Origin of the sequence: Enterobacter sp. BNK-34 (assembly GCF_048684445.1) — a bacterium.
Classification (GTDB): domain Bacteria; phylum Pseudomonadota; class Gammaproteobacteria; order Enterobacterales; family Enterobacteriaceae; genus Enterobacter; species Enterobacter pseudoroggenkampii.
The window spans coordinates 4,778,421-4,793,403 of record NZ_JBLQUA010000001.1; the positions used below are offsets into that span (position 1 = coordinate 4,778,421).

Here is a 14,983-nt window from a genome sequence, read left to right on the forward strand (position 1 = left end):
AAGAATGGGTTCAATCATACATGGGAAGCGGCACGCTTCCCATCACGTTATTTTTCAACCTGCTGAACGCTGATACGCTGTGTTTCGTCCATCATGGCGGCTTTGGCGCGGATGCGGGCTTCAAGCTGGTCGATCATGTCGCTATTATCCAGACGATCTTTACGAACGCCATCTTCATAGAGACCACTTTTCTTGTTACCGCCGGTTACGCCCAGGGTTGACACCAGCGCTTCACCCGGACCGTTTACCACACAGCCGATGATGGAAACGTCCATCGGGGTGATAATGTCTTCAAGACGTTGCTCAAGGGCATTCACCGTCCCGATCACATCAAACTCCTGACGTGAACAGGTTGGGCAGGCAATGAAGTTGATCCCACGCGCGCGAATACGAAGTGATTTCAGAATATCGAAACCGACTTTGATCTCTTCGACCGGATCGGCCGCCAGCGAGACGCGCAGGGTGTCACCGATCCCTTCAGAGAGCAGCAGCCCCAGACCGATCGCGGATTTTACCGAACCGCTGCGCAGGCCGCCCGCTTCGGTGATCCCGAGGTGCAGAGGCTGGTCGATCTGCTTTGCCAGCAGGCGGTAAGATTCTACGGCAAGGAACACGTCGGACGCTTTTACGCTGACTTTGAACTGATCGAAGTTGAGACGATCGAGATGATCGACGTGGCGCATCGCGGATTCGAGCAGCGCCTGCGGCGTAGGCTCACCGTATTTTTCCTGCAGATCTTTTTCCAGTGAACCGGCGTTAACGCCAATACGGATAGGAATATTTTTATCCCGGGCGCAGTCCACGACCATGCGGATACGCTCTTCGTTACCGATGTTGCCCGGGTTAATACGCAGGCAATCGACGCCGTATTCGGCCACTTTCAGTGCGATGCGGTAGTCGAAGTGGATATCAGCCACCAGCGGAACGCTGACCTGCTGTTTGATCAGTTTGAACGCCTCAGCGGCATCCATGGTTGGGACGGAGACGCGAACAATGTCCGCGCCTACACGTTCTAATGCTTTGATTTGATTGACCGTCGCTTCCACATCGGTGGTGCGCGTGTTGGTCATCGACTGAACGGCGATAGGTGCCCCATCGCCGATTGGCACATTCCCAACGTAAATCCGTTTCGATTTTCTACGTTGAATCGGAGCCTGGTTATGCATGAAAAATCTCCCGCGTTGCCCGTCTGTTACTGTGCTGCTGATTGTTCGGCATTAACGGTAAGACGTGCAACCTGGTTAGTTCTGATAAAGCGGCTCAGGTCGACAGGTTTTCCTTGATACTGGATCTGTACCGCTGCCGGAGCGCCGATTTTAAGTTTATAAGGAGCCTGGCCGGTTAGGTTTAACGTGCCATCTTTGCGCTGCAGGCCGCTGAACAGTTTTTTACCTGTCGCGTCAGTTACTTCCAGCCAGCAGTCGGCGCTGAAGTTCATCACCAGCGCGTTGGGATCGGCTGCTGTCGCCGTACCCGCCGGGCTGGTTGGCAGAGTCGCTGCGCTATTGTCTGCAGGCTGGGTAGCCGCAGGCGCGTTCGCCGCCGTATCAACATTCGCCTGAGAAGGGGCAACAACCGCGTTTTGATCCTGAGCCTGCGGCGCAGCGGTGTTAGCCGTTGCTGCCGGGGCCTGTGCTGCACCGGTCGCCGACGCGTCTGGCGCTGCGGTCTGTGGCTCGCTGGAGGACGCTGCGCCGTCGGTATTCAGCGGCACGCTCTGGCCGTTCTCACTTCCGGCCTGGTTAAGTTCGGCGGAGGATTGATCGGCCATGGTGGTGATCTCTTCCTGCTGCGCCTTGTGGTTTTGCCACCACCATGCACCGGTCAGACCGATGACCACAAACAGCACCAGCCAGGTAAAGCTCATCAGCCAGCCATCACGTTTTTTACGACGTTTCCCCAGGGAGAAGGTCTGCATCGGCGCAACTTTTGCTGCACGGACCGGCGCCTGCTTCTCCATCATTGGCAGTAATTCGTTTTCGGGGATGTGCACCAGTTTTGCGTAAGAGCGGATATAACCGCGCAAGAACGTTGAAGCCAGATCGGCAGGCGCCTTATCTTCTTCAATATCGCGAACCGTGGAAACCTTCAGGCACAAGCGTTCCGCAACGGCTTGCTGGCTGAGTCCGAGTTGTTCACGGGCGTTGCGAAGACGAACGCCAGTGGAGAGTGCTTCATGTTGGTCGTGAGTGGCTTCAGTATTCATTCGCTACAACTACTGGTACGTGAAAAATAAGGGTTCAGGCGCCGGTGAGTCACAATGCCACCCGCACCGCGAAACTTCTGGTCAGTTAACCTTGAACAGAGAGTATAAGACTGTCAGCCCAGAGATGACAGTACAGCCCTGCCCGTACGGCTAAACTGTTGTTACGTCGTTACATACTGCCCGAAAGTCGAATGAAACGCACCGTAATTATTGATCAGTCATCACGAATCTGACTGATTATTCAGTAAGGTTATGCTTCACGGCGCAGATAATGCGCCGCGAGTGCATAATAATCAAACAGCTTTAACCGCGATCGTCTCGCCCTGCATGCGTTTACGCAGGGTACGTTTAGTACGGTCAATGACATCACCTGCCAGCTGTCCGCATGCGGCATCAATGTCGTCACCACGGGTTTTACGCACGATGGTGGTGAAACCATACTCCATCAGCACCTTGGAGAAACGGTCGATACGGCTGTTCGAGCTACGGCCATACGGCGCGCCCGGGAACGGGTTCCATGGGATCAGGTTGATTTTGCACGGCGTATCTTTCAGCAGTTCAGCCAGCTGATGCGCATGTTCGGTGCCGTCGTTGACGTGATCCAGCATCACGTACTCGATGGTCACGCGGCCCTGGTTGGCGTTGGATTTCTCCAGGTAGCGACGTACGGCAGCGAGGAAGGTTTCGATATTGTACTTTTTGTTGATCGGCACAATTTCGTCACGAATTTCATCGTTTGGCGCGTGCAGGGAGATCGCCAGCGCAACGTCAATCATGTCGCCAAGCTTGTCCAGCGCAGGCACAACGCCTGAGGTAGACAGCGTGACGCGACGCTTAGACAGACCAAAGCCAAAGTCATCCAGCATGATTTCCATCGCCGGAACGACGTTGGTCAGGTTCAGCAGCGGCTCACCCATCCCCATCATCACCACGTTGGTGATAGGACGCGTGCCGGTCACTTTTGCCGCGCCCACGATTTTCGCGGCACGCCAGACCTGGCCGATAATTTCTGACACGCGCAGGTTACGGTTAAAGCCTTGCTGCGCGGTTGAGCAGAATTTGCACTCCAGCGCACAGCCAACCTGGGAGGAGACGCACAGCGTCGCGCGGTCTTCTTCAGGGATGTAGACGGTTTCAACGCGCTGATCGCCGACCGCAATCGCCCATTTGATGGTGCCATCCGCGGAGCGCTGCTCTTCCACCACTTCCGGTGCACGGATTTCAGCCACTTCTTTGAGCTTATTGCGCAGGACCTTGTTGATGTCAGTCATGTCATCAAAATTGTCGCTGCAGTAATGGTACATCCACTTCATGACCTGATCGGCACGAAACGGCTTTTCGCCCATCTCTTTAAAGAACTCGCGCATCTGCTGACGGTTCAGATCCAGCAGGTTGATTTTTCCATTTTTATTGGGAACCGCAGGAATGGCGACTTCGGAGGTATTCACTAGTTCAGACATAATATTTTCCGGCCTCGTTGTTACACGTTATGGCCCATGGAGGGTTGAATAGAAACGCCCCGGAAAGCGGTCTGCTCGTCCGGGGCGTTGCATTGTACAAAGTCTGGCGCAGGGATGCCACGTCTGGACGCGGCATTTACGAAAATAATGTGTAAACGAAACCGTTAAATTAACGGGTACGTGGACACACTTCGCCTTCTGCAAAGAAGAAAGCGATTTCGCGTGCAGCAGATTCAACAGAGTCAGAACCGTGGGTGCCGTTCTCGGTGAAGCTGTCAGCGTAGTCAGCGCGCAGAGTACCGGCCAGCGCGTTGTCCGGGTTGGTTGCGCCCAGCAGGTCGCGGTGACGCTGTACTGCGTTTTCGCCTTCCAGCACGGATACCACGATTGGACCGGAGGTCATGAACTCCACCAGGCCGTCAAAGAATGGGCGACCTTCGTGCTCAGCGTAGAAGCCGCGAGCCTGCTCAACGGTCAGGTGCAGCATTTTGGTGCCAACAATTTTGAACCCTGCAGATTCAAAGCGAGCGAAGATGCTGCCAATAACGTTTTTTGCCACCGCGTTTGGTTTGATGATGGAAAAAGTACGTTCAATAGCCATGATAACCTCTGTCAATGTTCTGTTGTTTTGCATACCTGAGTATGGTGTGGCGCGGATTATAATGAGCAATAGCGCCATTGCCTATGGATTCAGGTAACATTTTTTTAAAATAAGACGAGTTTTAGCAACAGCTCACATCTGAAAGCTGTTTTCAGATCACTGCAGCGTAAAATTCACCGTCGCGACCTGCCCGGTCTCATCCATAACGAGTAACTGATAATCACCCGACTTATCAAGCTGTAATGTGTAAACCCTTCCCTTCACACTCAGCGGTTCACCGTTCAAAAACCACCAGCGCTCACCGCTGTTGCCGGTCGCCTGAAGCGGCAGCGAAACGCGGGATTCACCCGGCAGACGTTTGATAACGGCCCCTTCGCGTACGCCTGTCAGGATGAGTGGCGCAGGTGAGTCCTGCGACAGCGGAGGACAGGTTGTTGATGAAGGCGGGATCCGTACCGCGCGACGCTCGGTTGCGGGCAGCCACGGTTCCAGCGGTAGCGGCCAGACATCCAGGGCTTTTTCAGTTGCATCAGGGCAATCTGCCGCCACACGTTTACCCGTTTTATCCAGCCAGACCGGGAAACGAATGCCGCGTATGCCTTCCTGCTCCGGCAACAGCAGCGTGGGCGGTTCACTGCCTTCCAGAAGCCAGGTCGACAGGCGACGTCGACAGTTTTCACTGCCTTCCGGCAGCGGTTGGCCACCCGGCCAGCAGATCACGCCCCGCCCGACACTCTCCGGACGCGGATCGCGAGGCAGGCGGGCTTCGTCTACCGTTGAGCGCGACTGAAGCAGGTTATTGACCTGGTTTAATAGCGGAACCGCGCTGGCGAAACCAAACTGCCCCGCCACCGGCGTGCCGTCCGGTCGTCCGGTCCAGATGCCAATCACGTAGCGGGCATTCAGACCAATGGCCCAGGCATCACGGTAGCCGTAGCTGGTGCCGGTTTTCCACGCCAGGGGCGCAACCTGCGGTAGCGCATTATCCGGTAGCGGCTGCGCTTCATTGGCCAGAATACGGCGAATAATCCACGCCGAGCCTGATGATAACAGCGGACGTTCAGTCAGTGGATCGCCCGGCTGCAGGCGCAGCCGTCCCGCCTTACCGTGTCGGGCAAAGGCGCTGTAGGCAGCGGCGATATCTGCCAGCCGCGCGCCTGCCCCGCCGAGGATCAGAGAAAGATTCGGCTGCGCCCCCGCGGGCAGGATCAGCGGCAAACCTGCGTTACTGAGCATACCGGCAAATCGTTTTGGTCCGTAGGCTTCCAGCACCTGTACCGCGGGCAGGTTGAGGGAGCGCACCAGCGCTTCACTCATGCTGACCGGCCCGTGGAACCCGCTGTCAAAATTCCCTGGGCGATAATCACTGGTTTTTCTGGGAACGTCCTGAAGCAGCGAGGCGGGATGGATCAGGCCATCGTCCAGCGCCATACCGTAGATAAAGGGCTTCAACACCGATCCCGGGGAGCGGATCGCATTGACCATATCCACGTGGCTAAAACGACTGTCATCGTTAATATCCACCGATCCGACCCAGCCGCGCACTTTCATATCGGTATGATCGACCACGATCATCGCCAGCGAGCTGCGTGCCGGCAGGCGGGATTTCCAGTTCATCGCCAGTTCTTCCAACTGCCGCTGTAGCCCGGCATCCAGCGTGGTGACAATTTTCGTGTCGCGGCTTTTGCCGAGCATCATGCGCGCAAAGAGCGGCGCCAGCTGCGGCATCTGCCGGGGCGCCAGCCATACCGATTCTTCCCGTGACTCTTTGACCTGCTTCGCGGGCCAGACGCCCTGCGTCGCCATGCGGTCGAGCACTTTATTGCGCGCCGCTTCGGCCCGTTCAGGCCAGCGATCCGGGCGTAAACGACTAGGTGCCTGCGGCAGCACCGCCAGCAGCGCCGCGTCGGAATAGCTGAGCTGCGACGGCGGCTTGCCCAGATACGTCCAGCTTGCCGCCCCGACGCCCTGCAGCGTACCGCCAAACGGCGCGCGGTTGAGATAAAGCGTCAGGATGTCGCGTTTAGAGAGGTGCCACTCCAGCTGCATCGCCCGCCAGAGCTGACGAATTTTGCCGCCAAAGGTGCGGGGATGCGGGTCCAGCAGGCGTGCCACCTGCATGGTCAGCGTACTGCCGCCAGAGACGACTTTGCCAGAACTGAGATCCTGCCAGGCGGCGCGCAGGACAGAGAGCGGGTTTACGCCGGGGTGATCCCAGAACCAGCGATCTTCGTACTGGATCAGCGCCTCAAGATAACGGGGAGAGACCTCTTCGATCGTCACCGGATAGCGCCAGATCCCGTCGCTGTCCGCAAAGCGCCACAGCGGCGTGCCCTTCTCATCCACCACCACCCGGGCGGGGTTAACCTCTTTCAGCGGTAACGGCCACAGGCGGTCGGCGGCGACAATCAGCCCCCATAAAACGAGAAGCGCTCCCGCCAGCCACAGCCAGCGGGAGCGTGTCAGACGTGCCATTCGCATATTACGGAACAACAATCAGCGGGCCGCTGGCCGCCCCCGTTGCCCGCCACTGCGGCACATACATAGACTCGACCATCGGCACCGGCACCTGGTAGGTTCCTGGCGTCACGGCACGGGCCAGATAGACCAGCGTGACCGGCTGACCTTCGTTTACCGGCACGGCAGCCACAAAGCGGTCATCGCGGAATTCCATATGCTGAATATCCGCCTGCTGCATCTGGCTGAGCAGGTTCTGCACTTCGCTACCGCTGTCCTGCAGGCTGGCGCTGCTGCTTGCCAGGTTCTGGTTTTCCAGCTCCAGACCCGCAGGGAGGAGATCCACCACCAGCGCGTCCGGCACGTTCTGGCTGGCTTTAACTTCCAGCCACACCAGCACCAGTTCGCCGCTCTTCAGGGAAGAGAGCGATTTACTGCTGCCATCGGTTGCCAGGATATGACGTTCAACCTGCAGCACGTTCGAGCTCGGCTGAGGAGCATAGTCAGGATAACCGGTGCTATCAAGGCGGACCCACAGCGGTGTCGTTCCGGTATTGGTGACCTGCAGCGCGCCAAGCTCGTCGCCGTTCACGTTTTGCACCAGTGACTTATCGCCGCCTGATGCTGTCTCAGACAGAGAGGTTTTCGCCTGCCACGTACCGGACAAGGTTTGCAGCGAACGTCCTGCCAGGAACAGCGCGTTGCTCTCCTGCGTTGACAGCCAGCGCTGGCTGAAGGCCTGTTCAGACAGGGCATTCAGCAGCGTATTTTGCGCATCCGGCAGCAGCTTGTACTCCTCGAGAAGAGAGAGCATCAGCGCGTTATCGCGAAGCTGGCTGCCATAATCGGCCATCCAGTTTTTGCTGTCGTTACGCGGCGTTTTAAGTGCCAGGTCCAGCGCCTGCTGGCTGCGCGGCGCATCGCCCATCAGTTTGAGCGCCATGCCCAGCTGCATCAGCGGCAGACCGGAAGCCGCCTGTCCGTGACGATCCCAGATTTCACGCAGCGCGCCCAGCGGCGCTTTTTGCTGACGTGCCAGTACCAGTGCGGCATAGGCCTGCACAGCGAACTTGCTGGCCTGAGTATCGTCGCTATAGCGAATGGACATCATGCCCGGGTCCTGCAGATAGCGCAGCAGGCGGCTATTGGCGTTATTCACTGCATCTGCAGGTACGCTGTAACCCTGCTCGCCCGCGCGCACCAGGAAGTCGGTCACGTAGGCCGTCAGCCAGTACTCTTCCGGACCGTTTTTATCCCACAGCGCGAACCCGCCGTCTTCACGCTGCATCTGCAGCAGACGGGAGATGCCAATATCAATCGCTGCACGGCGCTTGTCATCGGTGTCGCCCTTGATGCCAAGTGCAGTAAGCTGCGCCGCGTTGGTGTAGAGCGACGGGAACAGTCCGCTGGTGGTTTGCTCCAGGCATCCGTACGGGTAGGCCTGCAGTTCACGAATATAGCGCGCCAGGTTGAGCGGTGGTTTGCCGCTCAGCAACAGTTGCCCCTGCAGGGCGGCAGGAGAGAAGCCGTTGCTATGCTGCGCCGGTGCGGTCCACGATTCGCCAGGGTTCAGCATGGCACCGGTATTGACCGTCTGCGCCGGGAACGCCGGACGCACGCCGATTTTCCAGCTCTTTTGCTGCGGTGCGAAAGTCTCGCCCGGAAGCTGCAGGCCGGTCACCTGCGCGGTCACTTCACCGTCACCATAGCCTTCCAGTGCGCGTACCGGAATAAACAGCGTGCTGCGCGCACCTGGCGGCAACTGAACCGGCTGCGGCTGTGCGCCTTCAAGCACCAGTTTGCCGGTAGAGGTCAGGGCAACGTGCAGCGTTTGCGGCTTGTCGGTCAGGTTGGTGATATCCAGCGTCAGCCGCGAGGTATCTCCGCTTGCCAGGAAGCGCGGGGTATTCAGCTCGGTAATGACCGGCGCGGCCACAATAACCTTGCTTTCACTGCTGCCGAAATCGTCTTCCGTCCAGGCCTGCGCCATCAGACGCAGCTCGCCGTTGAAATCACCAATCGGCAGCGTAATTGTGCCTTCCCCGTTGGCATCCAGCGTGACCGGCTGTGCCTGCTGGGCAATGATGGTGACGTGGTTCACCGGCGGTTTTCCGCCGCGCTTCAGCTCATCACCGTCACCACCAAAGCGCAGCGCGGCCAGGCGGCCCTGCCCTTCAATGACCTGGCCATAGATATCGTAAATATCCGCGCCGTAGCGCTTCTGACCAAAGAAAGCCTGCCACGGATCCGGCGTGACGTAATCGGTAATGTTCAGCACGCCGCTGTCCACCGCCGAGACCAGAACGTTCACCTTCTGCGGCACGGCCCCCTCTTTCACGCTGGCTTTCACCTTCACCGAGAGCGTCTGGTTTGGACGCATCTTCTGCGGGTTATCGAGCGCAATATTCAGGCGGCGATTTTCGTCGCCCATCGGCAGATGCAGCAGGCCAACCGCGCGCTTCGGCGTGGCGGATTTGGATTTATCCCCAGGCCGTACCACCAGCGTACTCAGGTAGAGATCGTGACGTTTCCAGGCCTTGTCGACCGGGATAGCAAGATCCAGCCCGTTTGCCGGTACGTCGATCTCCTTCCACCACAGCGGCCCTTCGCTGGACTCGATCATCGCATAGCCCTTGCCTGCGGCTGGCGCGGCAATGTGCAGGTTGATGGTGTCACCCGGCTGATAGGCTGGCTTATCCAGCTTCAGCGTCACGCGGTCAGGGCGCGCAGCCCCGGTGCCGTCGCTGTTATCCTGCCAGCTATACCCTGCCCAGAAGCGCACGCTGCTGACCATCTCATCAGGTGCTTTCACTTCGAGACGATAAGAGCCCCACTCCACCGGGAAGGTGACTTTACCCGTCTCGTCGGCCTTGAGCGTCAGCTCCTGCTCGCCTTCAACCAGGTCTTTCTGATCGAACTGAGACTGCCAGCCTTCGCTCTCAGACCAGTTCCAGAAGTAGTCACGGCGCTCGCGGATCAGGCGAACCTGCAAACCGGACACCGCTTTTTTCGCGCCGCTGGCATCGGCGTAAACGATATCGAAGCTGGCGTTGCCGTTCTCGTCAACAATCGGCTGGTTGACGGTGGTATCGGTGCGGTAGTCGTAAACGGCTTTACTGGCGAACTGAGGGCGAATACCCGGCAGCTCAGCCGCCGGCCAGATGGCCTGCTCAGCACGACGCGTTACCGGGCGGCCGCCGGACTCCAGCAGGCTGGCCTGCAGAATCAGCTGCAGCGGAGAGTGCACCTCTTTCCACTGGCTTTCGGTAGAAACCTGTCCACGCCCCTGCTCATCCAGCGTAAGCTGCACCTCATCCAGGCTGCGGCTCAGGTTCTCCTCGGCGATATCGCCAAACTGGAAGCCCGGCAGCGCTGCCACCGCGTCACGCAGCGGACGCAGGAAGAGCTGGCCCTGCAGAGAATTACCGTTGGCCGGAGCGCCATACAGGTAATAGCCCACCACGTTAAAGTCCACGTTATCCTGCGGTGAAACCGGCGTTTTTTGTCCGCTCAGGTTGAGCGACATGCGCTCTGGCATGAAGTCTTCGACGTGGAAGTCCCACAGGCGCTGCAGGTTATCGCCGGTGTTGGCGCGGATATGCCACATACCGGTCTGCGCCCCGCTGTCCAGCGGATAGTTGAAGCGATAGAGACCGTTCTCTGGCTTGACGACAATCGTACGGGCGACCTGTCCATCCGGACGCAGCACGTCGAGCTTCACAGGCTGATCCGGAAGTGGCTTACCGTCACTGTCGCGCAGCAGACCGTTGAGGATCACCGTTTCACCCGGGCGGTAGAGATCGCGTGGGCCAAACATAAAGAACTGCTTGCTGTAGCCCGGGCTCCCCGCGATATCAAACTCCGCCAGATCAAGAGCCGGCAGCTTGAGATCGAGCAGCGTGGTCTGGCCATCTTTACTGGCCAGGATCAGCGCGGCCTCTTTGTCGGTCTCAAGCTTTGCGTGGCCATCACCGTCGCTTTTCGCTTCGGCAAGCGTCTGCCCTTTGTCGTTCAACAGGGTGACGGTGACGCCGGACTGCGCCGCACCGTTTTCCAGGCTCTGGGTGAAGATGTCCAGGCGGTTGTGATAACGGTGAGCGGACAGTCCAATATCGCTTAAGGTAAAGAGCGTCGCGGCGTTGCTGTAGTTGTAGTGCCCGGCCTGGTTCATGACCGCAATATAAACGCCAGACTGCTGGAGCGGTTTAATATCCTTCAGGGGCAGCAGCAATTTTTCGCGCGTATTGCGCGCCGGATTAAGATCGAATCGACCGGTGTAAACCAGCTCCGCCATCTTCAGCAGGTTATCGGACTCCCAGTTGGTCAGCGAGTTACGGTACTCCCACTGGCTGACAAGAGAGGCCAGCGATTCCGGCTTCACGCGGTAGAAGTTGACGTCAACATTGTTGACGTTGAGCGCCATCACCGGCAGACCTTCCACCACCTTACCCGGCAGCAGCGAGCCGCGGCTGGCAAAACCAACGGTGGGTTCAACGTCCCGCGTGGTCAGGGCTTTCTCATAATCAATGCCGAACGTCGCCTTGTTCAGCGCCTGCAGGCCCCGTTCAACGGTGACGACCAGGTTGCGGTTGGGCTCAAGATGGCGCAGGCGAAGCTCTTTCAGGTTAGGCGCAAGTTCCCACGCCCCGTCAACCTTGCCGCTTTTTTTATCCACGACGTGCACTGTTTTCGCGAAATCCTGATCGGGATTCAGCGGAACCGAGAATGTCAGCACCAGCGTGGCGGCACCGTCGAGCTGAACTTCAGAGGTATCCAGCAGGGTCAGCGCTTTTCCCTGACTCTGGGCGGCGAGCTTAGCCAGCGTTTCAGCATTTGGCTTTTCCGCAGCTTTCGGTGTGGATGCGGTGGATGCCGCGGGAGCCGCAGCCTGAGATTTATCGTCGCTGTTATCACAGCCGACAAGCGTAAACGTGGTAAGCAGCGCGAGAGAGAGCGCGGCTAAGCGAAACGGTTTCATCCTTTGTCCCTGGCCCATGGAGCCTGTTGGTCGTCGTCCGGATAAGTATTATCCGCAAGTTTCATTAATTCAAAAAGTCCAATTTTAGAATCTGGAAAGCGCCTCGCAGAATGGCAACACGCCGCTACGCCGTGATGGAACCGCGATCACAGCACATAACGTCACATGTAACCTTTTACGTCATTTGTTTTTAAAACAAGAAGATAGCTGGATAAGCGCGCCTGAAGACTGCTAGTTTTATGACCATGACGCACCCCGAGTGCGCGGTTCAATAAGAGAGAAAGCCATGAAACGAGCCGTGAACGCCCTACAAAATTTCGGAAAATCATTGTACGGACCGGTACTTATCTTACCGATCGTCGGTCTGTTTATCGCCTTTGGTAACGTGCTGGGTAACGGTAATCTCGCGGAGTATCTGCCGTTTCTTGGCCATCCCCTGATTCAGCATATTGGTCAGCTTATCGCGAAATCTGCCGTGTCGGTGCTGGTGAACCTGGCGCTGGTGTTTGCCGTAGGGATCCCGATTGGTCTGGCGACGCGTGATAAAGGCTATGCCGCGCTGATTGGTCTGGTGACCTTTGTCGTATTCATCAACGCCATGAACGTCACGCTGCAGCTGCAGGGCGCGCTGGCGCCAGCTGCTCAGATGAAAGCGGCCGGACAAACCATGGTGCTGGGCGTGCAGGTGCTGGAGATGGGCGTTTTTGCCGGGATCCTGACTGGTGCGCTCTCCGGGTATCTGTACAACAAATACTCCGGCGTAGAGTTTAACGGCGCGATGGCGATTTACTCCGGCCACTGTTTTGTCGCTATCGTCATGCTCCCCGTCTCCATGCTGCTCGGCGTGGTGATGAGCGAACTGTGGCCGTTTGCCCAGCACGGCATTAGCGCCCTGGCGCTGGCCATCAAAGGCTCCGGGCCGTTCGGCGTGGCAATCTACGGTTTCCTGGAACGCATTCTGGTCCCCACCGGACTGCACCATCTGGTTTATACGCCGTTCCTCTATACCGAGCTGGGCGGCACGCAGGAGGTATGCGGAGCAACCTATCAGGGCGCGCGCAATATCTACTTCGCCGAGATGGCCTGCCCGGACGTGAAGCAGCTCAGCAGCACCGTGGTGTGGGACGCGCGCGGCATCAGCAAGATGTTCGGCCTGCCTGCCGCCGCGCTGGCGATGTACATGACCGCGAAGCCGGAGCGTAAAGCCATTGCGAAAGCCATTTTGATCCCGGCGGCGCTGACTTCGCTGCTGGTCGGCGTGACCGAGCCGATTGAGTTCTCCTTCCTGTTTGTCGCCCCGCTGCTCTTCGTGGTGCACGCGGTGCTGACCGGCATCGGCATGATGCTGTTCTCGCTGCTGGGCGTTCACGCCATCGGTGCCAACGGGATTATCGACTTCATCCTCTACAACCTGCCGCTCGGCACGGAGAAGTCCAACTGGCCGATGTATATCGTGGTCGGGCTGATCATGTTTGCTCTCTACTTCGTGGTGTTCCGCTTCCTGATCCTGCGCTTCAACATGAAAACGCCGGGCCGTGAAGATGAGGACCAGGAGACGCGCCTCTACAGCAAGCAGGAGTACCAGGCTAAAGGCAATAACGACGGGCTGGGCGAGTCCATCGTGGTGGGTCTGGGCGGTCGGGAAAACATTGAAGTGGTGGATAACTGCTACACCCGCTTACGCGTCACGGTGAAGGACGTCGCCATCATCGACGAGCCGCGGCTGAAGGCGACCGGCGCGAAAGGGATTATCAAACAAGGTAACAACGTTCAGGTGGTCTACGGGCTGCACGTCAAAAAAATGCGAGAAGCCGTTGAGACGTTTCTCTGAAAGGAGCTAAAGATGTTTACACCCCCATTTATCCTGTCGATTGCCGGCGGCGGCAGCACCTACACGCCGGGTATTGTGAAAAGTCTGATGGTGCGCCTGCAGGATTTCCCGCTGGCCGAAATTCGCCTTTATGACATCGACGAGGCGCGTCAGAACATTATTGCGCCCGTCGTAGAGAAGGTCATTCGCGACCACAGTCAGAGCATCAAATTTACCGTCACCAGTGACCCGGAAGTCGCCTTCAGCGGCGCGCATTTCGTCTTCGCACAGATGCGCGTCGGCCAGTATAAAATGCGCGAGCAGGATGAGAAGATCCCGCTGCGTCACGGCGTGGTCGGCCAGGAAACGTGCGGACCCGGGGGTCTGGCGTACGGACTGCGCACGATCCTGCCGATGGTGGAGCTTATCGATCTGGTGGATCGCTATGCGCACGAGAAGGCCTGGATCGTGAACTACTCCAACCCGGCGGCGATCGTCGCGGAGGGCGTACGCCGCCTGCGCCCGAACGCGCGGGTGCTGAACATCTGCGATATGCCGGTAGCCGCGATGCGCAATATGGGGGCGATTCTGGGCGTCGATCGCCACAAGCTCGAAGTCGACTACTTCGGCCTGAACCACTTCGGCTGGTTTACCCGCGTTCTGGTGGACGGCGAGGACAAGCTCCCGGCGCTGCGTAAGCATATCGCGAAGTTTGGCCTGCTGACGGAAGATGCAGCTAAAACCGACCCGCAGCACTCGGATCCTTCGTGGGTAAAAACCTGGCGCAACATTAAGCCGATTATGGACAACTTCCCGGAGTATCTGCCGAACCCGTATCTGCAGTATTACCTGATGCCGAACCAGATTGTGGCGCACCAGAACCCGGACTATACCCGCGCCAATGAAGTGATGGACGGGCGCGAGAAAAAGCTGTTCGCCGCCGCCGAAGAGTATAAGCGCACCGGGATCCTGCCGGATGCCTTCCACGTGGGCGTGCACGGCGAGTTTATCGTCGATGTCGCCCGCTCGCTGGCCTTTAACCTGCGAAGCCGCCATCTGGTGATGGTGGAAAACTGCGGCGCGATTACCAACCTGCCTTACGATGCCGTGGTGGAAGTACCCGCTTATATCACCTCCGAAGGCCCGGAACCGATTCGCGTCGGTCAGGTGCCGCTGTTCCATCAGACCCTTTTGCAACAGCAGCTCGCCTCGGAACAGCTGCTGGTGGAGGCGACCATAGAAGGCAGCTATGAGAAAGCCCTGCAGGCATTCACCCTCAACCGCACCGTGCCGACCATGGAACATGCGAAAGCAATTCTGGATGAGATGATCGAGGCCAACCGCGACTACTGGCCTGCGCTGCAAAAAGCCTGGCAGGACGGCGAAACGGTGAAAAAATAGGGGCTTGCTCGCGAGTTGAACGTGGTTTGCTTGTCGGTGTCAGAAAAAACACCGACAATCCTTTTTTACG

General features: G+C 58.1%; 8 protein-coding genes. 2 read left to right on the top strand and 6 right to left on the bottom strand.

Annotated elements, in window-relative coordinates; translation table 11 throughout:
* Window positions 1-47 precede the first annotated feature (47 nt).
* From ispG to ACMGG5_RS23470, 6 genes are all read right to left on the bottom strand, one after another.
* Window positions 48-1,166 (bottom strand): flavodoxin-dependent (E)-4-hydroxy-3-methylbut-2-enyl-diphosphate synthase, encoded by a 1,119-nt coding sequence (ispG, locus tag ACMGG5_RS23445; RefSeq protein WP_023308814.1) that lies wholly within the window; start codon window positions 1,164-1,166, stop codon window positions 48-50.
* Window positions 1,167-1,192: 26 nt separating this feature from the next.
* Complete coding sequence (gene rodZ, locus ACMGG5_RS23450) at window positions 1,193-2,206, bottom strand: cytoskeleton protein RodZ (RefSeq protein ID WP_024908652.1); 1,014 nt, start codon at window positions 2,204-2,206, stop codon at window positions 1,193-1,195.
* Window positions 2,207-2,499: 293 nt separating this feature from the next.
* Window positions 2,500-3,666 (bottom strand): bifunctional tRNA (adenosine(37)-C2)-methyltransferase TrmG/ribosomal RNA large subunit methyltransferase RlmN, encoded by a 1,167-nt coding sequence (locus ACMGG5_RS23455; RefSeq protein WP_014171168.1) that lies wholly within the window; start codon window positions 3,664-3,666, stop codon window positions 2,500-2,502.
* A gap of 169 nt (window positions 3,667-3,835) precedes the next feature.
* Window positions 3,836-4,267 (bottom strand): nucleoside-diphosphate kinase, encoded by a 432-nt coding sequence (gene ndk / locus ACMGG5_RS23460; RefSeq protein WP_003860625.1) that lies wholly within the window; start codon window positions 4,265-4,267, stop codon window positions 3,836-3,838.
* 156 nt (window positions 4,268-4,423) lie between these two features.
* Window positions 4,424-6,748 carry a peptidoglycan glycosyltransferase PbpC gene (gene pbpC / locus ACMGG5_RS23465; protein ID WP_407858883.1) on the bottom strand — a complete coding sequence of 775 codons (2,325 nt, stop codon included), beginning with the start codon at window positions 6,746-6,748 and terminating at the stop codon, window positions 4,424-4,426.
* Between the two features lies 1 nt (window position 6,749).
* A complete protein-coding gene (locus ACMGG5_RS23470; protein WP_420278583.1) occupies window positions 6,750-11,702 on the bottom strand; it encodes an alpha-2-macroglobulin family protein in 4,953 nt (1,650 codons plus the stop codon).
* A 286-nt stretch (window positions 11,703-11,988) separates the two neighbouring features.
* On the opposite strand from ACMGG5_RS23470, the gene ACMGG5_RS23475 reads away from it, so the two are divergent.
* Both ACMGG5_RS23475 and ACMGG5_RS23480 read left to right on the top strand, forming a co-directional pair.
* Entirely contained in the window at window positions 11,989-13,533 is a 1,545-nt protein-coding gene (locus tag ACMGG5_RS23475) for a PTS transporter subunit EIIC (protein WP_420278584.1), read from the top strand.
* 12 nt (window positions 13,534-13,545) lie between these two features.
* Complete coding sequence (locus tag ACMGG5_RS23480; protein WP_420278585.1) at window positions 13,546-14,913, top strand: 6-phospho-alpha-glucosidase; 1,368 nt, start codon at window positions 13,546-13,548, stop codon at window positions 14,911-14,913.
* The last annotated feature ends 70 nt before the right edge of the window (window positions 14,914-14,983 follow it).